Below are 24089 nucleotides of genomic sequence, written 5' to 3' on the forward strand. Positions count from 1 at the left end.
GATTAAATGAAAACGATCGAACTAACTACTGTCAAGCAACCCACAATTCATGAAGATGTTGCACCTGTATTTTTAAGCGATGAAACGATGAAGCAGCGCCAATTAAAAATTTTGGAGCAGATGACGGCTGCTGGATATGACTATTTGGTTGTCTACGCCGACAAGGAGCATGGCTCAAACTTTGAATACTTAACTGGTTTTTATCCTCGTTTTGAAGAGGGATTACTAATCATCCATCAGACTGGGGAAGCTGCTCTAGTTCTAGGAAATGAAAATTTGAAGATGTCTAAATACACTCGTATCGATGCGAAGCTCTATCATACACCGTATTTTTCATTGCCTAATCAGCCAATGGACAATGAGCGTCCAATAAGTGAAATTTTTACAGAGATAGGACTTGGTGAGGCTAAAAAGATCGGCGTAGCCGGCTGGAAAATGTTTACACCTAAAATGGCCGATGGTAAACGAATGCTGGATGTTCCTTATTTCATCATTCAGGCGTTAGAGGAAGCAGCTGGGGCTGCTGAATTGTGGAATGCCTGCGATCTATTTATTCATGGCAGTTATGGTGCTCGAACCGTTAATAATCCCAACGAGCTGGCTCATTATGAATACGGCGCAAATTTGGCTTCTACGAGAATGCTGCAAGCGATGAATGCGGTGCAGCCTGGCATTAAGGAAAGTGAATTAGGCGAAATTTTAAACGGTGAAGGTCAGTTGAATTCAGTAGTAACGATTGCTGCAGCAGGGGTTCGTTTTGAAAAAGCCAATTTTTATCCTACCCATAAAGAGGTCCAGACAGGCCAGCCGCTTTCACTGACGATTGGCTACAAAGGCGGATTATCCAGCCGTTCTGGTTTTGTCATTGAACAGACGAATCAATTGCCAGAAAATCAGACTGACTATTTAGATCAAGTAGTCTATCCTTACTTTAAGGCGATGGCAACTTGGCTGGAAGAAACCAGTGTTGGCCAAACAGGTGGCGAATTTTATCAAGCAATTGAACAAGTGCTGCCAAAAGAGACTTACGGCTGGGAACTGAATCCGGGCCATTTAGTTGCCGATGAAGAATGGATGTCTTCACCCGTTTATCCAGAATCCAATGAAGTTTTAAAAAGCGGAATGATTTTCCAGATTGATATTATTCCTTCGATCGCGGGCTATCAAGGAACCAGTGCAGAAGAATGTGTTGCTTTAGCTGACGAAGCCTTGCAGGCGGAAATTAAAACCCAGTACCCAGAATTATGGGCTCGAATTCAAACTCGCCGCAACTACCTTCGCAGCGAATTGAATATTTCGTTATCCGAAGATGTGCTGCCGCTATCCAACACGGTAGCCTACTTACGACCTTTCTTCTTAGCGAAGGACCAAGCGTTAGTTGTGAAATAAACGATAGAAGCACTGTCCGGCAAAAGCTAGGCAGTGCTTTTCTTTGTGCTGGCATACGATGAATGAACGCCCAAATCACCAAACTTAATGAACTTGGAAGGTAAACAATTCATTAAAGGTTTTGATCCGCTCAGGTGCTGTCAAAAAACTTCGCTATAATGAGAGCATACTGAGAAAAATAAGGGTGAACAAATGAAAAAGAATCTTTTATCAGGCACTTTTTGGCTGTCTTCGGCTAATTTATTGTGTAAGATTTTAGGGATTGTCTATTTAATCCCTTGGTTGATGATGATGGGCTCGCAGGATGCCGGACAACAAGCACAGGCACTATACAATGTAGCCTATTTGCCCTATGCCTTGTTTTTAACTTTAGGAACTGCAGGATTTCCTAGTGGAATTGCTAAAAAAATCGCGGCGGAAAAGGATGATACGCCAAAGGTTCAGCTGCTCTTCAAGAGTTCTTTAGGAATTATGGAAGGAATCGGGATTGTTTCGGCGGTAATGATGTTCATTTTTGCGCCTCTATTGAGCCGCATCAGCCCAGTTAGTGATGTGCAGGAAGCCGTCTGGGCGATTCGCAGTTTGTGTCCATCGCTAATGATAATTCCCATACTGAGTGCCTTAAGAGGTTATTTCCAAGGTGTCAGTGATGTGATTCCTTACAGTATATCGCACGTTTTAGAGCAGCTGATCCGAGTAATTGTTATTTTAGCGGGAACATTCTATATCCGTATGATTCTGCATGGCAGCATTTTTTCTGCTGTGGTGATCAGTACGATGGCCTCTTGTGTTGGCGGGCTAGTGAGTATTGTTTATCTCATTCTTATTGGAAAACGCAAAAACTATTTTCGATTGCGTTTCTTTATTTTTCGGCCAAGTGTCTTTTTACAGGGACAGCGTCCAATGGTCCTTTCGGTGATTCGTGAATCACTGCCATTTATTTATGTAGGCTCAGCAATTTCTTTGGCCCAGTTGATTGATCAGGTAACGTTGAAAGGAATTTTGCATACGATAACTCATCAACTAAGTCTGGCTCAGATTGAAGTACTCTTTACTCAAGCCTCAGCCAATCCTAACAAGCTAACGGTGCTGCTGATTACCATTATCGGGTCCATTTCGGTTACTTCGCTGCCTTTATTGACCAAACTGCGAGAAAAAGACGATTTGTTGGTAGGAATTGCCGATGTGTTGCGTCTAGCACTAACGTTTTTATTGCCGGCTACGCTTGGAATGCTTATATTGGCAGAACCGATGTATACGGTATTCTTCGGATATGATCCTGCGACGACAGGCTACATGCGAGTAGCAATCGTGACTACTGCGATTCTGAGTATCTGTTCAATTTTGCTGTCAATCATGCAGGCCGTGGGGTTGCATCGTGCAGCGGTCACGTTGGTAACGAGAGCTTTAGTGATTAAGCTGATCCTGCAATTTCCGTTGGTTTGGCTGACTAAAGGCTATGGTCTAAATCTAGCAACAGGGCTTGCTTTTCTAATAATAACTATGCAATGCTACCAAACGATTTGTCAAAACTACCAAATTCAGCCGTTACACTATGTCAGGAATTACCTGAAGCAGTTGCTCTTAGCTGCTGGCGGAATGAGCGTGCTGTGCTTGATTGCCTATTTACAGCTAAAAAACATTGTTATAGTAGAAACGAGAGTGGGCGCCTTGCTTATTTCTATCCTTATTGCTGGGCTTGGCACAATTATTTATACGTTTGTGGGCTTGCCCCGACAAATCCAAAAGGTAAAACAACGATTTTTAAGTCACTAATTACCAACACTGTTTGACTTTCTTGTATACTGATAGGGAAGAAATAGAAGGGAAGAAGAAGCAATGCCAACTTGTAAAGAAACACGGTCAGTTCAGACCCATTTGATTATGTATCCCCACATGAACATGCACAAAGCTCTCTACGGCGGTCAACTGATGCATTGGATGGATGAAACTGCCGGAATTGCAGCAGCACGTTTTGCTAGGACTAGTTTAGTTACGGCTTCACTGGATCATTTAGACTTTTTGCTGCCACTGCATGAAGGACATTCTGTTTGTTTAGAGGCTTATGTTTCCGGCTCTGGCAAGCGGTCTATGGAAGTGTTCGTCAAGGTGATCGGCGAAGATTTGTTAAAAAGTCAGCGCTATTTAGCAGCCACCAGCTTTTTAACTTTCACCAGCCTGGATAGAAAGATTACTTTGCCGGACATTACCCCAGAATCTGAGGAGGAAAAGTATATTTGTGCAGGGTATGAAGAACGTCGAGCCGTTCGTAATGAAAAACGCCAAGAAAGTATGGAATTAACCCAGCATGTGGATACACGTTTGCCGTGGTAAAAATAACGCAAACAGCAGCCTCAACATTATCAAGTGAGGCTGCTGTTTTTGTTTATTTTGGTTCTTTGATGCTAGCAGGATCAATGCCTAATGCTTTTGCCATGTCCTCATTAACATAGAACGCCAAATTCTTCGCACTTTCCACAGGCATTGTTTGAGGTTCTGCCTCGCCATCTAAAATTTTTGCAGCCATTTCCCCAGTTTGCTTGCCTAGAGAAACATAATCCACGCCTAAAGTGACCAATCCGCCTTCTTTTACTTGATCGACTGAACCTGCGACTAAAGGAACTTTATGTTCTTTTACCACTTCGCCAACCACTGTTGCTGCACTGGCAAAGGTGCTGTCAGTTGGAATATAAATTGCATCTACTTCGCTGGCTACGGAGGTTGTTGCTTGTTGAACATCGTTGGTTGAAGTTGCATTTCTAACCATGATTTCCAAACCAAGCTCTTCCAAATATTCTGTTGCTACGTCAATTTGAATTTGTGAGTTTACTTCCCCAGCGTTGTATAATAAACCGATTTTTTTAGCATCCGGTGCAACTGACAACAGCAAATCAATTTGTTTCTTGATTGGTGAAAGGTTCGTTGTCCCTGACATATTTGTACCGGGTTTATCATAACTTTTTACTAATTTTGCCGCTTTCAGGTCAGTCACAGCAGTAACTAGAGCCGGAATATCAGCTGTTCCGTTGGCAATGGATTGTCCAGCAGGTGTACCGACCCCTAATAATAAATCCGGTTGATCCTTGATTAATTTTTCACTCATACTCTTTAGGTTGTCTTGATTATTTTGAGCATTTTGATAAGAAATTTCCAGATTTTCTCCTTCAACATAACCGTTTTCTGCTAAGCCCTCTTTGAATCCTTCGTAGGCTTCATCAAAAGAACCATGCTGTACCGTTTGCAGAACGCCAACCTTTTTCACGTTGTCATCTGTTGCTGCATCCCCTTTACCACAGGCCCCTAATACCAATAAGCTAACTAAACCTAATCCTAACAATACATTCTTTTTCATTTTATTTTCCCCTTTTCCATAAAAAAATCATCCACTCAGTAAACTAAGTGGATGATGGGAATACGAGAATAGAATTCTTCAGCCACTTCGATTACTTCTACGTGGCTGGTGGTACGTCAAAACTCTTTAGCCATCATAGATAGATACAAAACGTAGGTCGTTTGCATCCATCTTGATGAATACAAACCTATCTAAAAAAGCTAAAGAAAAAGCTGTTATTCAGTTGTGAGTGATTTCTGTTCATCATAAGGATGACCTCCAACTTCTAATTGAAGATTAGTATACACTGAGAAAAATGAGATGTAAATAAGAAATTTAAATATTTTTTATTTTCTTGGCTAAATGCCTGCTTTTTTTGACAACTAACGAAGCATCGCTTATTATAAGAACATACGTTCGTATAGTTTAGGAGGGATTCCATGGAACTGACAAGAAAGATTGAAATTCTAGCCGAATCAGCCAAGTATGATGTGTCGTGTTCCAGCAGTGGAGTGACCAACAATACTCGTGAAGGAAAAGTAGGCAGTACAGCTGTATCAGGAATTTGTCACTCATTTACTCCTGATGGTCGGTGTGTCTCATTATTAAAATTATTATTTACGAATGCCTGTATTTTTGATTGTCATTATTGCATTAATCGGAAATCCAATGCGATTCCACGTGCTACCTTTACACCGCAGGAGGTAGCTGATTTGACGATGGATTTTTATATGCGGAACTATATCGAGGGATTGTTCCTTAGTTCAGCTATTATCAAAAATGTCGATTACACCTGCGAATTGCTGATCAAAACCTTAAAGATTTTACGGGAGGAAAAGGGATTTCGCGGCTATATTCATGTTAAAGCCATTCCAGGTGCTGATGAGAAATTGATTGAAGAGCTGGGCTTTTTAGCGGATCGGATGAGCGTTAATGTAGAATTACCTTCTAGAGAAAGTTTGAAGCTGCTGGCACCGGACAAAGATCCTTACGCTTTATACAAACCTATGAAGCAGATTACTACAAAGAAAAAGGAAGAAGCCTTTTTGCCTGCTGTTAGAAAAGGTCCGAGCTTTGTCCCTGCTGGTCAGTCAACACAAATGATTATTGGAGCCAGCCCAGAAAGTGACCGCTCGATTGTAAAAATTGCTGAAAATTTGTATCAACGTTATGAGCTGAAGCGAGTTTATTACTCTGCTTATATTCCAGTAAATCAGGATTCTTTGCTCCCGGCTGTTACGACCGAGCCACCGTTGTTGCGGGAACATCGCCTATATCAAGCAGACTGGCTGATGCGTTTTTATCGATTCTCAGCAGATGAGATTTTGTCGGATGACAAGCCCAATTTCAACCTGTATCTTGATCCTAAAGCCAATTGGGCTGTGCAAAATTATGATCGTTTTCCGGTAGATGTCCAAACAGCTTCTTATGATATGCTGCTTCGAGTACCTGGTATTGGTCCTAAGAGTGCTCAAAATATCGTAAAAGCCCGGAAATATTATCGCCTGCATTTGAGTGATTTGAAGAAGCTGGGGATTGTTATAAAAAGGGCGCAGTATTTTATTGCCTGCAATCACGAAACCCCTGCTGGACTGATTCGTGATCCTGAGTGGGTCATTACCTCGTTGATTTCTTCCAAGCAATATCAGACTTTGAAGCAGCTAAATACTCAAAATAAAGCAGAGCAGTTATCATTGTTCGACGTTGAACGCTTTGAACATGCTAAAGAAAGTTGGTGAGTAGATGGAGGAAATAACAGAAACCTGGGAGTATGATGGCAGTTTTTATGGCTTCCTGTGCTTAGTGGATCAGGCCTTTTCCCGTAAAGCCTTTCCAGTCTTGATTCTCACACCAGAGACCGCTTCAGAAAGCCTGTTCATGGGTGAATGGACAACGACTAACGAAGCCAGGGCTCAAAAAATCTACCGTCGACTGCAACAACGCTTAACTGCTGAAAACCTTCAATTTATTCAAACCGGTTTTTATGCTACTTTAGCCAACAAGGAGCGTTCCTTATTGGATGCTATTGAAATTGCTTTAGGAACTAAAGATTCGTTGGAAAACTATATAGGTCATCCTGCAGTTTTGGCTGTGCGAAAGGCCATCAAAACATTATTGGGGGAAGTCCATCTATTTACGGGCTTTGTTCGTTTTGAATATGTCGGCAATATTCTATTTAGTAAGATCGCACCAAAACACTATTCATTACCATTTTTATGTCCGCATTTTGCGGAGCGTTACCCTAACGAACAAATGATGATCTATGATGAAACCCACCGTTTACTGGCAATGATTGATCATGGAGCAGTCACTCTCATTGAAGATAGTGACTGTCCAAATATAAAAGAAACGGTGGAAGAACAAGAGATTCAAAGTCAATGGCGGGCTTTTTTATCCGCAGTGACCATTAATGAACGGACCAATTCGAAGGTTCAAATGGGTCATTTACCATTAAGATTTCGCGGAAATATGGTGGAGTTTGATTAGTAAGCAAAAACAAGGTCGAATTCTCCCTAAAAATAACAAAAAAGACCTCGCTGATAATTTAGCGAGGTCTTTTGCTGTTGTCTTAGCGAACAACTACAGCAAACTTTTTCAAGTTATAGCTGGCTTCAAATTTTGCTCCAGAAATCCAATATTTTCCAGCGTTAGGATCAGATACATGGTACGTATTATTACTTTCATTAAATCCGTCTAAGGTCATGATATGAGCATTATTTATTCCTGTTCCCCAGAAATAATTACCATAGCGAGGGCTCTCAAAATTTAATGTTACGTAAACAACAACTGGATTCCCATTACGCAGCTCTTGCTTAAGGCTTCCAACAGAAGAACCTGAGATGTTTGCAACCTTACCATAACGGCTGCCCCAGTTAGTTAGCGGTGCTGGGTAAATGGATTGATAGACATTGTTCATAAGTTTATCTGGTTGACCTGCAAATCCATTATTGGGATTATTGTCACTAGCCAACGGCATTTCCTTGATGAAGGATTTTAGATTGTAATTTTTAGCGTACCCTTTCAGCTGTAAGGCTTGCAGCAGGGAGGCTGCTTCACAACCCATCGGCATCCCAGCCGTATTTTGATTGATATAAGGAGCATTAAGCAGAACATTGTTGCTGACACCAACGGCTCCACCAACAGCATACCATGAGATTCCTTCATAACGCCATCCAGCTCGCTGCAGATTATCCCTTTCAGCACCATTCAAGGTATAGTGGTGAGATCCAGCCTTTGCATTAGGATTATACAGCCGATAAAGAGGCTGTCCGCTAGCGGGTGAGTACCAGCTGATTCCTTCATAACGCCAACCAACCCCTTTTAGATGATCCCGTTCATTCGCATCTAAAGTATAATGATGATCTCCTGCATTTGCATTGTAAAGTCGGTAAACGGGTTGGCCGCCAGTCGGAGCGGACCATCCAATTCCTTCATAATACCAGCCAGCGTTGACTATTTGATCTCTTTCGATCCCATTCGCTGTGTAGAAATGCTCCCCGCTATTGGGATTATACAGCCGATACATGGGAATTCCGGTTGTCGTTTGGGCTGCAGCAAAAGTAGTAGGTGTCATTGCCATAGAGGGTTCAGCCATATCTGTTGACTGATCAGCAGTTGCATTGACTTCTACGGAAGGCGCTGCCTGTGCTGGAGAGGCAACGGGGTTCTCAGAAGTTTCTGATTCGCTGGAAACTTGGGTTTCTGCAACAGTTGATTCAGTTGTCGAAGAATCTTCAATAGCTAGGCTTTCCGTTCCTGCCCAAAAGATTGAAGAAAGAAAAGCAGTACAAAATAACAAACAAACACTCTTTTTCATCGTATGATCTCCTCCGTAATCTATTGAAACATAAATTATAAGTAACAGAAGTACTTTGTTTATTTTATCATCAGCAGTTTTAAAATGCTATAGATTACTCTGTAAAACCAATAGAAAAAAATGTTATCATAAATGATCAAGATTCTTTGACAAGAGTAAATCAAATAGTTTAAAATTTATTCAAGATAAGAATTATTTTTTTGAAAAATTAGGAGGTGTAGGAATGGATTTTAGAATGCAGAAGAAAGGCAATAAGAAATATTTGCTGATCGTAGGAGGATTGTTATTTTCCGCAGTATTATATACGCAAGAAAACGAAACTGTTTTTGCTTCTGAGGTTGTAAGTGAAGCGACGGTTATCGAAAACAGCCCGGTATATCCTTCAGCAGAAATGGAAACGCCTTCAAGTGTTGCGGAGAATAACCAAGAGACAGATACAAAGGGAGAAGAAATTATTACCCCAGAAGTACCTGCTGAAAATGTGGAACCTTCGACTCCACCACTGAATGAAGGGGAAAATGATTCAACTGAAGCGGGAGCCCCGATTGAGGAAAATCAATCAAATCAAAATAGCCAAGAGGAGAATCAAGAAAAAGTACCCGCTGTAAACGAAGAACAAACCAATCAAGTGGACACAACAAATAATAATCAACCAGTTGAAAAAGCACCTGAAGCCAACAGACAAGAGCCGGTTAAACCTGTTCAGACACCAGTAAAAGTGCCGCAGCAGATGAAAGCAGCTGCTCAAACAACAGAAGTACCAACCAAAGCTAGAGCAGCTGAACAACGAGCAGTCGTACAAGATGTACCCGTGTATAGAATTTATAATCCTAATTCAGGCGAACATTTTTACACGATGAACGGTTACGAGCGGGATATGCTTAAGGGGGTAGGCTGGCGCTATGAAGGAATCGGTTGGCGCTCGATATTATCCGGGCTTGAAGTATATCGCTTGTATAATCCTAACTCAGGTGAACATTTTTATACAATGAACGGCAATGAACGCAATATGCTTAAAGGAATCGGGTGGCGTTATGAAGGAATTGGTTGGCACACACTAGATTCAGGAATGCCAGTTTATCGTGTATACAATCCTAATGGGGGCGTCGGAGCCCATCACTACACCGTAAACGGTAATGAACGAGACAATTTAAGAAATCAGGGCTGGCGTTATGAAGGAATTGGCTGGTATAGTACTCCTTTTCAACCAGAAAGTGTTATTCAGTGGGCTTCAGGCTTCTTTGGACTCACTCGTGACCAAATTGTCAGTGAATTGGCTAAACATGAAAATGATCGTTATTATTTATATACCCCTTTCAAGGGTTTGACAGGCAATGCCAGTACTTCTATGAGTCCTAACGGTGATCCTAATGGCAATGGACCTGGTATGAACTGTACCGGTTTTATCGCAAGTGTAATTAAAAGAGCTGGTGGTAATCTGGCTGCTATTACCAATGTTGCTAATGCTTGGGGTGGAGTCGCTAACGGCTACAACTGGCGAGATGCCTTGACTAAAAATGTTCAGTACGAAACATTTACTTCAGTAGGATCATTGCTGCAAAGCGGGTTAGCTAAAAAAGGAGATATTTTGTATTTTGAACCAGATTATTCTAAACCAAACTATGATTGTCATCTTGGCTTTTTCTGGGGAAATACTCCGAATCATGATAGAATCTGGCATAGCACATTCCCACATAATAATATGTCCAACATTAAGTCTATGACTCCTTGGACAAAGATTTACTTATTCCGCCAAGGCTAGGAATTGAAGAAACCGCTGGCCAATTGTTGTCTGAGAATGATGACAATTGGTCTTTTTGAGGTTTCCTGATAGTTTCTTAAAGCAACTTTTGCAAAATTTTCTGCATCCGATGGTATTATGGAATGGAAATGAAAGAAAGGAACGATTGCAGTGAAAAAATGGAAAAAGATTCTTCTAATAGTGCTCATTGGACTGGTTGTCGTGTTAACAGGTGGGTTTGTTTATTTGCAAACACAAACGTATTCTCCTACTAGCAGCGCACAGCAGGTAACGAATCAAGCGGAGGATGACAGTGACTGGTTGTATTTTCCCTCAGAGGATGAAACGAAGCCGATAATTATTTTTTATCCCGGCGCTTTGGTTGATCCAGGGAGCTATAGTCCTTGGGCTCAAAAAGTAGCACAAGCGGGCTATCCGGTTTACATAGTAAAGATGCCGTTAGATTTAGCGGTATTAGCACCGAATCGCGGAGATAAGGTGTTAACTGAGCAGCCAGATCGCAAATATGTACTTGGGGGACATTCTTTGGGCGGCGTAATGGCTAGTCGTTTTGCAGTCGAGCACCAACAGGATTTAGCAGGAGTGTTTTTCTTAGCTAGTTATCCTGATGAAAAAGGAAGTTTAGCTGATGTTAAGGTACCAGTACTGTCTCTGACTGGGGAAAATGATAAGGTATTGAATCAGAAAGCTTATCAAGAGGCGAAAGAGGAATTGCCAGCAAACGCAGACTATCAAGAAATTCCCGGAGGCAATCATGCAGGATTTGGTTCTTATGGACCTCAAAAGGGTGATGGAAAGGCAACGATTGATGACCAAAATCTGCAAGTATCCCAACGATTAATTAGTTGGCTCAAAGAAAAAGTAGACTAGATAAAAGGCTGATTATGCTAAGTAATCAGCTTTTTTATGTTCCTGGAGACCATTGGTGGACATATTTTTCAGTTATATATTTTTACTTATCAATTGATAAGTTATAAAATGATAAAAGGAGGAGAATGACAATGAAGAAGGTAATAGTAATAGGTGCAGGAGTCGCAGGACTTACTGCTGCGGTAAGATTGCAAAAAATGGGCTATGCTGTTCAGCTCTATGAGAAAGATAGCCAAGTCGGCGGAAAAATGAATCAGATCAAAAAGGATGGTTTTACCTTTGATGTAGGCCCCACCATTGTTATGATGCCAGATATTTATCAAGAAGTGTTTGAATTTTGCGGCAAAAATCCTGACGATTATATTCCAATGGAAAAAATTGATCCGATGCTGAAATTGTATTTTTCAGATGATGATCCGTTATTATTTTCATCTGACTTAATTGAATTAACAAAGATGCTTGAAGGGATTTCTGAAGAAGATGCTCAGGGCTATTTTGCCTTTTTAGCGGATATATATAAACGCTACCTTATTGCTAAGGATGCCTTTATTATGCGCTCTTTCCGTTCGTTTTGGGATTTTTACAATCCTAAATCACTTTTAAATGGTTTAAGATTAAAAACCTTCGGGGATGCTTATAGTTCGATTTCTAAATTTGTAAAAGATGATCGACTGCGCAAATCGCTGGCCTTCCAAACGTTATATATTGGGATTTCACCTTATCAGGGCCCATCACTTTATACCATCATTCCGATGATTGAGCTGTTGTATGGCATTCATTTTATGAAGGGCGGTATGTATACTTTAGCCCAAGGGTTGAAACGGTTGTTTGAGGAACTGGGTGGAGAGATTTATTGTGACACGGAAGTACAGGAAATTATAATAGAAAATAAAGAGGCAGTAGGCATACTGGTGAATGGAGAACGGATTTTAGCAGATGCAATTGTCTGTGGTGCTGATTTTCCTTATGCCATGAAGCATTTATTGCCTAATGAAAAAGACCGTGGCAAATACACGGATCAAAAAATTGATAAAATGGAATATTCTTGTTCCTGCTTCTTGCTTTATCTAGGTTTGGATAAAAAATATGATGTAGAAGCACTGCATTCCATCCATTTTGCTAGAGATTTCGAGAAAAATATTACCGATATCTTTGATCAAGGTGTTCTGCCAGAGGATCCTTCCTACTATTTATACGTGCCAAGTCTATTAGATCCCGAAATGGCTAGGGAAGGTCATGAAGCGTTATATGTTCTGATTCCAGTACCAGAATTGTCTAAGTTTTCGGATTGGAGTGAGGAATCCAGCACCATTTACCGCAATCATGTGATAAATAAAATCAAGCAGGAAACCGTCTTTTCAGATATTGATGAGCATATTGTCTTTGAGGAGCAGTATACACCAAGAGATTTCGCCGATAATTTTAATGCCTATCGAGGCGCGACGTTTGGCTTAAAACCAACGTTAAAACAGAGTAACTATTATCGTCCTCACAATAAGTTTGATTATGCAGACCGTTTATATTTTTGCGGCAGCAGTACCCATCCAGGTGCGGGAGTACCAATTGTGATGCAGAGTGCCAAGTTAGCAGTAGAGGAGCTGGTTCGTGATGACCGATAAACTGGTTGCTGATTTTCTACGCTACCAAGCAGATTTTGATTACTGTGAGCGTATCATTGAGCATCACTCAAAAAGTTTTTATGCTGCCTTTTCAAAATTGCCGGAGCAAAAAGCTATGAGCGTGTATGCTATTTATGCTTTTTGCCGACGGGCAGATGATGCAATTGATGTTGAAAAAAATCCAGAAAAGCTGGCTGAATTGAAGGCGCAATTAGGGGCGTTTCAAAAAGGGGAGCGTCCAGACGAGCCTATGTGGCGGGCATTGGCTGTTGTATTTGAACATTATCCGTTAGATATACAGGCTTTTTATGACATGTTGGAAGGGCAACGTAGAGACGTGAACTTCACCCAGCCTGAAACGCAACAAGAGCTGGAAGAGTACAGTTATTATGTGGCTGGTTCAGTAGGTCTGATGTTATTGCCGATCCTTTCAAAGGATTGGGTGAAAATTGTTGAAGAGGCCAAGGAATTAGGCGAAGCTATGCAAATTACCAATATTTTGCGAGACGTTGGCGAGGATGAAGCCGAGGGACGGATTTACTTACCAAAAGATAAAATGGCCGAATATGGCGTGACGCAAGAGGACCTCAAAGAGCATCGTCAAACGCAGGCGTTCGCCAGATTATGGGAATACGAAGCCAAGCGGGCTGAAGAAAGCTATCAAAAGGGACTGACAATGATGCCTTGGATTGATGAAGATTGCCGAGGACCGCTGTTGGCTGCCAGTTATTTTTATCGTGAAATTCTGCAGGTGATTCGGGAAAACGACTACCAAGTATTCACTCAGCGGCATGTAGTAAAGCAGGCTAGAAAATTGCGTATTTTTCAAGCGATTCGCAAAGAACTGCAAAAAATTAGTCGGCAGAAGGAGTCGATTAAATCGTGAACCCAACCATGTACCAAAAAATTTTGGAAACGGCTGAGCGGCTGTTTATGAATCAAGGTTACGAGGCTACTTCGACCCGACAAATTGCTGACGCACTGGGAATTACGCAGCCTAATTTATATTATCATTTTAAAAAGAAGGAAGATATTTATGTTGCTGTGATGCGTTCCTTGTCAGAAGAGGTTGGTTTGCAGCTGCGAGAGTTAGCTAAGGAAAACGATTCGACGTTAACCGAAAAGCTGACAGAAATGATGGTTTATTTGCGGCAGCGGCATCCCTTCGACTTTTACATGATGATGCACGACATGCATTATGCTTTATCACAGGCGTCAGCAGAAGAACTATATCTGTTGTGGCAGGGTTCTTATGAAGCACCTTTTATTGAAGTGTTGAAAAAAGAAGGAGTTGCCTTACGTCCAGAACTTCAGGTAGAACTTGCAGTGAAGCAGTTGTTCATTTTGTTAGCAGCCTATTTGCAGCCTGATACATATGATAAGCAGGGAAATTCTTTTCCTGCAGCGATTGATATGTTTTTATACGGAATTGTAAACGAGTAAGCTGAGCGCCGATTTGCGGGTTCAGCTTCTTTCTGTTATATACTGAGGGCAAGAATTGAAATAGAAGGAAGATGAGAGTATGGATAAGCAGCGACCAACAGCTATTTTAGCAGCCTTGATTGCGAATATTTTAGTGGCTATTAGTAAATTTGTAGGCTATGCGATCAGCGGCAGTGCTGCGATGTTGAATGAAAGTATTCATAGTATAGTCGACTGCAGCAATCAAATTCTGCTGCTTTTTGGTGATAAAAGAGCGGAACGTGGGCAAAGTGACCTGCATCAATTTGGTGAAGGGCGTGCAAAATATTTTTTTAGCACGATTGTAGCTACTATGTTGTTTTTTGGCGGGGGCGCATTAGGTGTAATGGAGGCCTTGGAGAAATTATTCCATCCGAATCATCAAGTAGAGAATTCATGGATTGTCTTAGTCATTTTAGTCTTTGGTATTTTAGTTGAAGGAAGCTCGCTGCGTGTTGCTTTAAAGGAAATTCATGAGTTAAATACCGAAAAGTTACCGTTATTTCGGTTTTTGCATGAGAGCCGTCACAGTGAAATATTGATTATTTTTACAGAAGATTTTTGTGCTGTGATCGGATTGGTTTTGGCGATCATTGGTACACTGCTGACTACTTTTACCGGCAACCCGATGTTTGATGCTTTAAGTGGATTATTGATTGGGCTGTTATTGATGTTTGCTTCAATCTTTTTGGCACGAGAATTTTACAGTTTAATTGTGGGGGAAAGTGTTTCTCAAAACGATTTAGCGAAGATCCAACAGGCCTTCCAGCGCCCTGAAGTGAAACGATTAATTGATGTAAAAACGGTCCATTTAAGTCCTGAAGAAGTACTGATTGCAGCTAAGATGGATATTAACGATGATTATGAGGGAATCAGTTACAAATTAATTAATGAAATTGAACGGCAGATTCGCAGTTTGTTGCCAGACAAGAAGGCGTATATTTATATTGAAATTGATGAATTTGATCCGAATTATTCCCTACGAGAGCAGAACGAATAGACTTGCTCTTTTTCACTTGAGAGTAAATCCCTAAGATTCACTAAATTTCCATATAGTTTTCGCAAAACATTTTCATAAACGTACGTTCTCTATGGTAGAATAACACTATGATTTTTAAAGGAGCGTCTTATGAAAAAAAGAGGATTTGAAGTAGTTACGAACTATCAAGCTAAAGGTATTAATTTGCCAGAGCGAGCAACTAAAAATGCGGCTGGTTACGATTTTGAATCGGCTGAAGATATTGTTATTCCGACATTTTGGAAAAAACTAGTGGCTCAGGTTACTGGAAAAGCAGATGCAGAAGAAAAACTGGTTAAGCCAGTACTGGTACCGACAGGAATTAAGGCGTATATGGGAGAGGACGAATACCTGCAATTAGCTAATCGCTCGAGTAATCCTTTGAAGCGCTTTTTAAGTTTAAGTAATGGGGTAGGCGTGATTGACAGCGACTACTACAATAACCCAGATAACGAAGGGCATATTATGTTCCAATTTACGAATTTTGGTTTAACAGATGTGACGATTAAAAAAGGTGAACGAATTGGCCAAGGAATTTTTCTGCCTTTCTTGAAAGCAGACAATGACCGTGCAGTAAATGAACGAACAGGCGGATTCGGCTCTTCTGATCAGCATCCAAAAAAATAGTTTTATGTTAAAATTAAAGAGGTGTGAACCATGGCGAAAAAGGCCAAAACACAGTTTATTTGCCAAGAGTGCGGCTATGTATCGCCAAAATATTTAGGTCGTTGTCCCAACTGTGGCCGTTGGAATACGATGGTGGAAGAAGTCGTTCAAGATACTGAGGATCGGCGCAATCGAGTTAGCTTAACCGGTGAAAAGGCCCAGCCAACCTTGTTAAAAGATGTTGTTTTCAAAAAGGAAACGAGAATTGAGACCCAATTAGCTGAGTTAAACCGGGTGCTCGGTGGTGGTGTGGTGCCAGGTTCGTTGGTATTAATCGGTGGTGATCCTGGAATAGGGAAGTCGACCTTGCTGCTGCAGGTTTCTCATCAGCTGGCAGCTACGGGTGGAAAAGTTTTGTATGTTTCAGGAGAAGAAAGTGCGCAGCAAATCAAACTGCGAGCAGAACGCTTAGGTTCTAGTGATACAGACTTTTATTTATATCCGGAAACAGACATGGGTGAAATTAGTCGTGTGATTGAAAAGATCAAACCAGAATTTGTTATTATTGACTCAATTCAAACGATGACGCAACCAGACATTTCCAGCGTAGCAGGATCAGTCAGTCAGGTGCGGGAGACCACCGCGGAATTGCTGAAATTGGCCAAAACAAATGGTATTGCGATTTTTATCGTAGGTCACGTAACCAAAGAGGGTAATATTGCTGGTCCACGAATGCTGGAGCATATGGTGGATACCGTTTTGTATTTTGAAGGGGAAAAGCATCACAGCTTCCGTATTTTGCGCGCGGTAAAAAACCGCTTCGGATCAACCAATGAGATTGGCATTTTTGAAATGCGAGAAACCGGACTGGTTGAGGTAGCTAATCCTTCTCAAGTTTTCTTGGAGGAACGGCTGGAAGGAGCAACTGGATCGGCGATAGTGGTAGCAATGGAAGGTAGTCGTCCGATTTTAGTGGAGGTTCAGGCATTAGTCACGCCGACTGTATTCGGGAATGCCAAACGTACGACGACTGGGTTAGATTTTAACCGAATCTCCTTAATCATGGCGGTTTTGGAAAAACGAGCGGGCTTGTTGCTGCAAAATCAAGATGCTTTCTTAAAGGCAGCTGGCGGGGTAAAATTAAACGAACCCGCAATTGATTTGGCAGTAGCGGTAGCGATTGCTTCCAGCTATAAAGAAAAAGGTACTGAGGCTACAGAATGTTTCATCGGTGAAATCGGTTTGACTGGTGAAATACGCCGAGTGAATAGTATAGAGCAACGAATAAAAGAAGCTGAGAAACTGGGCTTCAAAAGAGTTTATCTGCCTAAAAATAACATGGGTGACTGGAAAGCACCTAAAGGGGTCGAATTGATCCCGGTTGCTACTTTAGGAGAAACACTGCGAAAAGTATTTAAATAAAACAACAATTTATCTGCCTAGACTGTTGGCAATACAAGTCATCAGTCCAGGTGTTAAAGTGAATTTCTTAACAGACCTTGATACAGAATAACAGGGTTTGCTAGAAAAAATGACTACTTAGGAGGGAAGTTATGCAAAAACGTGTATTAACTGTCATTATCGTTTTAGTTGGAATCAGCATGGGGATTACTTTGCTGCCGGCAGCTTGGATGGCAATTGGACAAACAAACAACTTCTGGTTAAATAATTCTTTGACGAACGGCTTGATTGGCGCAATTATTTTTTCATTATTATCTTTAGCCCTCGTTGAACCAATTACAACTGGAGTAAAAAAAATCGAGAAACAATTAAACGAATTCAGCTTAACTTATTTACTGTTTGGAACGGTAGGGGCAATCATTGGTCTGACTTTAGGCCTGTTTGTAACTAACCCGCTTTATAATCTGGCGGTTCCATTTGTAAATAGTGCGCTGCCGATTTTAATCATGATTCTTTTAGGTTATTTGGGCTTTCGGGTGGGAACTACCCGGATTGATGAGTGGAAGAAAATATTTACCCCACGAACGAAAAAAACGGAAAACCCTGAAGGTGAAGTACTGGATCGTAAGGCCGATGATCATTTCCATAAATATAAAATTTTGGATACGAGTGTGATTATTGATGGCCGGATTTACGATATTGCAAAGAGTGGATTTTTAGAAGGCGTATTGATGATCCCTAATTTTGTCTTATATGAATTGCAATACATTGCTGATTCTGGGGACAGTTTGAAACGAGTAAGAGGACGCCGTGGATTAGATATTTTGAATTCTTTGCAAAAAGAAGACGGTATTGTAGTAGAAATGTACGATGGTGATTTTGAGGATATTAATGAAGTCGACAGTAAACTGATTAAATTGGCGAAGCTGCTAGACGGTGTCATTGTCACAAACGATTACAACTTAAATAAGGTTTCAGAATTTCAAAATGTGGCTGTGCTGAACATTAATGCCTTAGCTAATGCAGTGAAGCCAGTAGTAATCCCTGGCGAGAACATGAATGTCCTACTAGTAAAAGCTGGTACGGAGCGTCAGCAAGGGGTAGCTTATCTGGATGATGGAACGATGGTTGTAGTTGAAGATGGACAGCATTACATGAATGAACATATTGAAGTTGTAGTGACGAGTGCCCTACAAACAGCGGCTGGTCGTATGATCTTTGCCAAGCCGGCCCATTCCAATCGCAACATTAAGGATGATTCTCCTGAAAAGAAAATTGAGTATCAAGAGGGGAAAAAGGATTGACCCTTTACTAAACAGCCGATTGATTGTACAATTTGAGCAGTAAAGCAGGCGCAATTATCTGCTTAATTATGCGGGAAAGAGGAGTTCACATGTCAAAAATTCGTGTGCGTTATGCACCAAGCCCAACTGGACATTTACACATTGGAAATGCCCGGACAGCGTTATTCAACTATTTATTTGCCCGTCACAATGATGGTGAATTTATCATTCGTATTGAGGATACCGATCAAAAGCGCAACATTGCAGATGGTGAAAAAAGCCAGCTAGAAAACTTGGCTTGGTTGGGAATGGATTGGGATGAATCTCCTGACAAGCCTGGAGAATACGGCCCTTATCGTCAGTCGGAGCGTAAAGAAATTTACCAACCGCTGATTGATCAATTATTAGCCAGCAATTTAGCTTACAAATGCTATTGCACAGAAGAAGAATTAGAAGTAGAAAGAGAAGCACAGCGTGCCCGCGGCGAAATGCCTCATTATGGCGGCAAATGTGCAAGCTTGACTCCTGAGCAGCAAGCGGAAAAAGAAGCACAGGGCTTAGAGCCAGTTATCCGTTTCCGTGTACCGCGCAATACAACCTACAGCTTTGAAGATATGGTAAAAGGCGAAATCAACTTTGAATCAGATAATGTTGGTGGCGACTTTGTTATTCAAAAACGTGATGGTATGCCAACCTACAACTTCGCGGTAGCAGTAGATGATCACATGATGAAAATCACCCACGTCTTGCGGGGAGATGATCATATTGCCAATACACCAAAACAATTAATGATCTACGATGCCTTTGGCTGGTCTCGACCAACATTTGGGCATATGACTTTGATTATTAATAGTGAAACAGGCAAAAAATTGAGCAAACGTGATGAATCAATTCTGCAATTTATCGAACAGTACCGCGAATTAGGCTACCTGCCAGAAGCAATGTTCAATTTTATTGCGTTATTAGGCTGGTCGCCAGTTGGTGAAGACGAAATTTTCTCTCAAGCAGAATTGGTTAAAATGTTTGATACTAAACGTTTAAGCAAATCTCCAGCTGCCTTTGACCAAAAGAAATTAGAATGGGTAAATAACCATTACATCAAAGAGATGGACTTAACTGCGTTGACTGAATTGTGTCTGCCGTTTTTAATTAAAGCAGGTAAAGTAGAAGAAAATCCAAGTGAAGAGCGTAAAAACTGGGTGAAGCGTGTAGTTGGTTTGTATCAGCCGCAAATGAGCTTTGCTGCAGAAATCGTAGAAGTTTCTCAATTATTCTTTGAGGAACATCCGGCACTAGATGAAGCTGCTCAAGAAGTCTTGGCACAAGAATCAGTACCAATGGTTTTAAGTGCTTTTAAAGAGCAGTTGGAAGACATGCAAACTGTAGATGCTGCAAGTGTCTTGGCAGCCATTAAAGCTGTTCAAAAAGAAACAGGTATCAAAGGCAAGAACCTTTGGATGCCGATTCGCGTCGCAGTTAGCGGTGTGACACATGGACCTGAATTACCTGAAACCGTCGAATTGTTAGGTAAGGAAAAGGCTTTGGCACATTTAAATCAAGTAATGTAAACACATCGAAAAGAAGAAGTAGCAGAAAAAATCCTTTTTAGAGAGTCTGTGGGTGGTGCAAACAGACAGGGATTAGCCTGTGAAATGCATCTTGGAGTGGTTTTGACGAAAGAATGGTAGTCAAAAACGTAAAAACGGACGTTACCCGTTAGAGGCAGCAAAGCTGCGAACAAAAGTGGGACCACGTGAACACGCGTCTTTTGAGGAAACTCAAATGATGCGTGTTTTTTGTTGTTACTGCTCGAACATATTAACGGTCGTTCTCTTGGTAGTTGCAAGTAAGGGAATTTCGTTGTCTGAGTATAAAGGAGCGATTAAAATGGGATGGTGGAAAGAAGCAATAGATGCTGCCAAACGAAATGATCCTGCCATTAAGTCAAGTGTGGAAGTCGTGTTAACATACCCTGGGATACATGCTTTATTTTTCCATAAGCTGTCCCATTTTTTCTATCGACAAAACCTGTTCTTGTTGGCGCGGATTCATTCTCAGTTTTGGCGATTTTTAACTGGAATTGAAATTCATCCTGGCGCCAAAATTGCCTCGGGAGTTTTCATCGACCATGGTGCTGGGGTAGTGATTGGTGAAACAGCAGAAGTCGAAGAAGGGGTTGTTATGTTCCATGGTGTAACATTAGGTGGAACAGGTAAAGATACAGGGAAACGACACCCAACAGTTCGTAAGGGAGCCTTTGTTTCGGCCAATGCCCAAATATTAGGGCCCATTGAAATAGGAGCTGGCGCAAAAATAGGAGCGGGTGCTGTTGTTTTAGCCAATGTCCCTGATCAAGCTACGGCAGTTGGAGTACCAGCTAAAGTAGTTAAAATTAATGGAAAGAAGGTTCAACATGATTGAAATATATAATACCTTGACCCGAGAAAAAGAAGTGTTTCATCCAATTGAAGAAGGAAAAATTCGCATGTATGTTTGCGGACCAACCGTTTACAATTACATTCATATTGGAAATGCACGCAGTACAATTGCTTTTGATACTATTCGTCGCTATTTTGAATATCGGGGCTATGAAGTTAACTATGTATCAAATTTTACCGATGTTGATGACAAAATTATCAAAGCTGCGAAAGAATTATCAATTACTGCTCCTGAAGTAGCGGATCGTTTTATTGCGGCTTTTGAAGAGGATACGGCTGCGTTAAATGTTAAACCGGCAACTTTGCATCCACGAGTAATCAATCATATTCCTGATATCATTGACTTTATCGCGGCATTGATTGAAAAAGACTATGCGTACGAATCAAATGGAGATGTGTATTACCGTACGCGCAAGTTTAAAGACTACGGTGAATTAAGTGATCAATCAATTAATGAATTAGAGATCGGAGCCAGTCAACGAACTGGAGCAGAGCAGTTGCAAAAAGAAGATCCATTAGATTTTGCACTTTGGAAAACAGCCAAGCCAGATGAGATTTCTTGGGAATCCCCTTGGGGTAAAGGTCGTCCAGGCTGGCATATTGAATGCTCAGTCATGGCAACCAAGCATTTAGGTGATACCATTGATATCCATGGTGGCGGACAAGATTTGGAATTTCCTCACCATGAAAATGAGATTGCTCAAAGTGAAGCAAAAACGGGCAAAAAGTTTGCCAATTACTGGATGCACAACGGGTATGTAACTATTGGCGAAGATGATGAAAAAATGAGTAAATCGTTGGGAAACTTTGTAACTGTTCATGATATGGTGAAGGAAATTGATCCGCAGGTGTTGCGCTTTTTTATGGCAACTACTCAATATCGCCGTCCAATTCGTTACAGTGAGGCGACAGTAAGGGATGCACAAGCTAATCTGCAACGGCTGCGGAATACAGTTGAGAATGTTAACTTCCGTAAAGAAACTGCAGTAGACACATTAGCAGATGATGAACAAAATATTCAAGCAATCCAGACTTTGGAAGCAAGGTTTATTGGAGAAATGGATGATGATTTCAATGCAGCCAATGGAATTACGGTGGTCTATGAATTGGCTAAATGGTTGAATCAATACATTGAAAAGGCTGAGGTTTCTGCTGTTGTCATACAGCATGGTCTGGAAATGTTTCTGCAATTGTTGGCTGTTTTTGGTATTACCTTTGAGACAGCTGAACTGTTAGACGAAGAAGTGGACCAACTTATTGCTGAACGTAATCAAGCCCGTAAAGACAAAAATTTTGCCCGCAGCGATGAAATCCGTGATCAACTGAAAGATCAAGGAATTATACTAGAGGATACACCGCAGGGTACGCGTTGGAGAAGAGCCTAATGATTGATGTAAAACAACTAAGCGGATTAACCTTAGCCTATGTAGGAGATGCTATTTATGAGAGCTATGTGCGAGATTTTCTAGTCCTTTCTGGACAAACTCGCCCCAACAAACTACATCATATGGCTACTCGTTACGTTTCGGCTAAAGCCCAAGCAATGCTGATTCATGAAATGGAAGAGGTCAATCTGTTAACCGAGGAAGAGCACGGCGTTTATCGTCGAGGTCGGAATGCGAAAAGCTATACATCAGCGAAAAATACCGATAAAATGACCTATCGTATGTCAACCGGTTTTGAAGCGGTAATGGGGTATCTGCATTTACTGGGAGAAAAAGAGCGTTTAGAAGAATTAATGAGTTGGTGTATTAAGAAAGTAGGTGAACTGGATGAAAGAGAAACGTAAACGTAAGCCGCAAAAAGCGGTAAATTTACCAGAAGAAAACAATAACGAAGAGAAAAATTTTGTCTTCGGACACCACGCTACGGTAGAAGCATTGCAGGCAGGTCGGGGAAACAAATTATTTTTACAAGAAGATGCCCGTGGAGAAAAAATCGAACAGTTGAAAGGATTGGCTCAGACTCAGTCAGTTCCAGTCAAATGGGTGCCTAAGCAAAAGCTGGACACCTTAAGTGATCACGGAGTCCATCAAGGAATATTGTTAGCTATCACACCTTATCAGTACTTAACCTTAGATGAGCTGATGGAACAGGCCGCAGCTGTTGAAGCACCCTTCTTATTGATATTGGATAGCTTAGAGGACCCCCATAACTTTGGCTCAATTTTGCGAACAGCAGATGCCAGCGGAGTAAATGGCGTTGTGATTCCGAAGCATCGTTCCGTTGGGATTACGCCAGTGGTAACTAAGGCTTCGACGGGTGCAGTAGAATATGTGCCGATCGCTCGAGTAACAAATCTAAGTCAGACCATCAAGCAGCTGAAGGATGCAGGCTACTGGATTTTCGGAACAGACATGAACGGAACGGCTTATCATCAATGGAAGGTGGACGGTCCCATTGCTTTGATCATTGGAAATGAAGGCAGGGGCATGAGCGCAGGTCTGAAGAAAGAAGTTGACGAAATGTTGACTATTCCAATGACGGGACATGTTCAAAGTTTAAATGCTGGGGTTGCTGCGGGTCTTTTAATGTACGAAGTACTCAGAAAGCGAAGTGGCTACTAATGAAAAAGCAACTGCTGTTAGTGGATGGCTACAATATGATCGGTGCCTGGCCTGAACTCTCCACCCTAAAAAAACAGGATCATTTGGAAGAAGCTCGTGAGGAATTGCTGAATCGTCTGTCCAACTATGCTAAATACCAAGGATTAGAAATAATTGTAGTATTTGATGCCCAGCTGGTTCCTGGTATTCAGAAAAGCTATCAAAAGTATCAACTGACAGTGGTCTTTACCAAAGAGGATGAAACTGCTGACAGCTATATCGAACGTACTGCAGGCGAACTGAATGATCGCTTGACTCAGGTTACAGTGGCAACTAGTGATTTAGCTGAGCAGTGGACTGTTTTTTCGCAGGGGGCTTTGCGGACCTCTGCTCGTGAATTGTACAAGGATCTCAAAAAAATGGAAGAAACTATTTTAGGCGATGCAAAAGACACGCAATTTACTGATTTTCGCCGGAATTCTCCTTGGAACGAGCGACAATTACAAGATTTGTCCCAAAAAAGGGACGAATTGAGTCAAAAATAAAAA

The 24089-nt window shown here is 41.3% G+C and carries 22 protein-coding genes and 1 other annotated feature; of the genes, 20 read left to right on the forward strand and 2 right to left on the reverse strand.

Going from position 1 to position 24089, the window contains the following annotated elements; translation table 11 throughout:
* Positions 1-6 precede the first annotated feature (6 nt).
* From IGI46_RS04840 to IGI46_RS04850, 3 genes are all read left to right on the forward strand, one after another.
* On the forward strand, positions 7-1389 hold the full coding sequence (locus IGI46_RS04840) for a M24 family metallopeptidase (protein ID WP_429973024.1): 1383 nt from the start codon (positions 7-9) through the stop codon (positions 1387-1389).
* Positions 1390-1581: 192 nt separating this feature from the next.
* Entirely contained in the window at positions 1582-3165 is a 1584-nt protein-coding gene (locus IGI46_RS04845; RefSeq protein WP_429973025.1) for an oligosaccharide flippase family protein, read from the forward strand.
* A 63-nt stretch (positions 3166-3228) separates the two neighbouring features.
* The gene (locus IGI46_RS04850; RefSeq protein WP_207701375.1) at positions 3229-3723 is read left to right on the forward strand and encodes an acyl-CoA thioesterase; all 495 of its coding nucleotides are present in this window, start codon (positions 3229-3231) and stop codon (positions 3721-3723) included.
* Between the two features lie 52 nt (positions 3724-3775).
* On the opposite strand, the gene IGI46_RS04855 is transcribed toward IGI46_RS04850, so the two are convergent.
* A complete protein-coding gene (locus tag IGI46_RS04855) occupies positions 3776-4741 on the reverse strand; it encodes an ABC transporter substrate-binding protein (RefSeq protein ID WP_207701376.1) in 966 nt (321 codons plus the stop codon).
* A gap of 419 nt (positions 4742-5160) precedes the next feature.
* Here IGI46_RS04855 and IGI46_RS04860 point away from each other — a divergent pair, with 419 nt between their 5' ends.
* Both IGI46_RS04860 and IGI46_RS04865 read left to right on the forward strand, forming a co-directional pair.
* On the forward strand, positions 5161-6459 hold the full coding sequence (locus IGI46_RS04860; protein WP_429962312.1) for a putative DNA modification/repair radical SAM protein: 1299 nt from the start codon (positions 5161-5163) through the stop codon (positions 6457-6459).
* A gap of 4 nt (positions 6460-6463) precedes the next feature.
* Positions 6464-7207 carry a TIGR03915 family putative DNA repair protein gene (locus IGI46_RS04865; protein WP_207701378.1) on the forward strand — a complete coding sequence of 248 codons (744 nt, stop codon included), beginning with the start codon at positions 6464-6466 and terminating at the stop codon, positions 7205-7207.
* An 82-nt stretch (positions 7208-7289) separates the two neighbouring features.
* Here the strand turns inward: IGI46_RS04865 and IGI46_RS04870 are convergent, their stop codons facing one another.
* Positions 7290-8537 carry a C39 family peptidase gene (locus IGI46_RS04870; protein WP_429962313.1) on the reverse strand — a complete coding sequence of 416 codons (1248 nt, stop codon included), beginning with the start codon at positions 8535-8537 and terminating at the stop codon, positions 7290-7292.
* Between the two features lie 223 nt (positions 8538-8760).
* On the opposite strand from IGI46_RS04870, the gene IGI46_RS04875 reads away from it, so the two are divergent.
* The 15 genes from IGI46_RS04875 (at position 8761) to IGI46_RS04945 (ending at position 24086) form a co-directional block, all read left to right on the forward strand.
* Positions 8761-10299: a hypothetical protein gene (locus IGI46_RS04875; RefSeq protein WP_429973026.1), complete on the forward strand. Its 1539-nt coding sequence runs from the start codon at positions 8761-8763 to the stop codon at positions 10297-10299.
* Between the two features lie 150 nt (positions 10300-10449).
* Positions 10450-11169 (forward strand): alpha/beta family hydrolase, encoded by a 720-nt coding sequence (locus IGI46_RS04880; protein ID WP_429962315.1) that lies wholly within the window; start codon positions 10450-10452, stop codon positions 11167-11169.
* Between the two features lie 131 nt (positions 11170-11300).
* Complete coding sequence (locus IGI46_RS04885; RefSeq protein WP_429962316.1) at positions 11301-12788, forward strand: phytoene desaturase family protein; 1488 nt, start codon at positions 11301-11303, stop codon at positions 12786-12788.
* Complete coding sequence (locus IGI46_RS04890; protein WP_429962317.1) at positions 12778-13674, forward strand: phytoene/squalene synthase family protein; 897 nt, start codon at positions 12778-12780, stop codon at positions 13672-13674. Before IGI46_RS04885 ends, IGI46_RS04890 begins: the two co-directional genes overlap by 11 nt.
* Positions 13671-14231, forward strand: coding sequence for a TetR/AcrR family transcriptional regulator (locus tag IGI46_RS04895; protein ID WP_429962318.1), 561 nt, complete (start codon positions 13671-13673; stop codon positions 14229-14231). Before IGI46_RS04890 ends, IGI46_RS04895 begins: the two co-directional genes overlap by 4 nt.
* Positions 14232-14310: 79 nt before the next feature.
* Positions 14311-15249, forward strand: coding sequence for a cation diffusion facilitator family transporter (locus tag IGI46_RS04900; RefSeq protein WP_429962319.1), 939 nt, complete (start codon positions 14311-14313; stop codon positions 15247-15249).
* A gap of 129 nt (positions 15250-15378) precedes the next feature.
* Complete coding sequence (locus tag IGI46_RS04905; RefSeq protein WP_207701385.1) at positions 15379-15894, forward strand: dUTP diphosphatase; 516 nt, start codon at positions 15379-15381, stop codon at positions 15892-15894.
* A 30-nt stretch (positions 15895-15924) separates the two neighbouring features.
* Positions 15925-17295 (forward strand): DNA repair protein RadA, encoded by a 1371-nt coding sequence (radA, locus tag IGI46_RS04910; RefSeq protein ID WP_429973027.1) that lies wholly within the window; start codon positions 15925-15927, stop codon positions 17293-17295.
* Between the two features lie 131 nt (positions 17296-17426).
* Positions 17427-18578, forward strand: coding sequence for a PIN/TRAM domain-containing protein (locus IGI46_RS04915; RefSeq protein WP_429962321.1), 1152 nt, complete (start codon positions 17427-17429; stop codon positions 18576-18578).
* Positions 18579-18667: 89 nt separating this feature from the next.
* A complete protein-coding gene (gene gltX / locus IGI46_RS04920) occupies positions 18668-20125 on the forward strand; it encodes a glutamate--tRNA ligase (RefSeq protein WP_429962322.1) in 1458 nt (485 codons plus the stop codon).
* Positions 20122-20329 (forward strand) — a binding site (T-box leader). It overlaps the preceding gene by 4 nt.
* Before the next feature lie 115 nt (positions 20330-20444).
* A complete protein-coding gene (gene epsC / locus IGI46_RS04925; protein ID WP_207701389.1) occupies positions 20445-20978 on the forward strand; it encodes a serine O-acetyltransferase EpsC in 534 nt (177 codons plus the stop codon).
* A complete protein-coding gene (cysS, locus tag IGI46_RS04930) occupies positions 20971-22380 on the forward strand; it encodes a cysteine--tRNA ligase (RefSeq protein WP_429962323.1) in 1410 nt (469 codons plus the stop codon). The genes epsC and cysS overlap by 8 nt, the downstream gene beginning before the upstream one ends.
* The gene (locus IGI46_RS04935) at positions 22380-22784 is read left to right on the forward strand and encodes a Mini-ribonuclease 3 (RefSeq protein ID WP_429962324.1); all 405 of its coding nucleotides are present in this window, start codon (positions 22380-22382) and stop codon (positions 22782-22784) included. The genes cysS and IGI46_RS04935 overlap by 1 nt, the downstream gene beginning before the upstream one ends.
* Entirely contained in the window at positions 22768-23562 is a 795-nt protein-coding gene (rlmB, locus tag IGI46_RS04940) for a 23S rRNA (guanosine(2251)-2'-O)-methyltransferase RlmB (RefSeq protein ID WP_207701392.1), read from the forward strand. The genes IGI46_RS04935 and rlmB overlap by 17 nt, the downstream gene beginning before the upstream one ends.
* Complete coding sequence (locus IGI46_RS04945) at positions 23562-24086, forward strand: NYN domain-containing protein (RefSeq protein WP_429973028.1); 525 nt, start codon at positions 23562-23564, stop codon at positions 24084-24086. The genes rlmB and IGI46_RS04945 overlap by 1 nt, the downstream gene beginning before the upstream one ends.
* The last annotated feature ends 3 nt before the right edge of the window (positions 24087-24089 follow it).

It is taken from the genome of Enterococcus sp. AZ163 (assembly GCF_050498925.1).
GTDB lineage: Bacteria > Bacillota > Bacilli > Lactobacillales > Enterococcaceae > Enterococcus_A > Enterococcus_A ferrettii.